This window comes from Neisseria sp. P0001.S005 (genome assembly GCF_051963715.1).
In genome coordinates this window covers 1-404 of the sequence record NZ_JBQCTZ010000681.1, presented here as the reverse complement: position 1 = coordinate 404, position 404 = coordinate 1, and the positions used below count along the sequence as shown (strand labels likewise).

Annotated in this window: 1 pseudogene; it reads right to left on the bottom strand. The window is 58.4% G+C overall.

What is annotated here, in order from left to right:
• Positions 1 to 404, bottom strand: a pseudogene (locus tag ACTHSP_RS22350) (glycosyltransferase family 39 protein); the annotation flags it as partial.

Below are 404 nucleotides of genomic sequence, written 5' to 3'. Positions count from 1 at the left end.
GGCGGCGCGTTCGGCCAGTTTGGCAGGCCAGCCGTAGTTCATGGCGAAGAAGCCCAGCCACAGGAAGACGGCAATCAAACCGAATGCCATGATGCCGAACCAGTTGATAAATGCCGCCGCGCCGCGACGCAGGCCGTCCAGTTGTGCAGCGCCGAGAAGGGCGAGCGGGGGCAACAGCCAAACGAGGTTGTCTTGTAGGCTTTGCGGGTTGATGGTAAGTAGGGCTGTCATGATAACCAGCCACGACAGGCTCAGAATACCCCAGTTTTTATCGTGGATACGCGTGCGGCTGAGTGTCCATGCCGCCAGCGGCCAAGCAGGCAAGGCAAACCACAGCAGGTTTTTCAGATAATAGGGCAGGTTGAAGGCCGTCTGAATCTGATGGAAGCCGCCGAATACGCCTA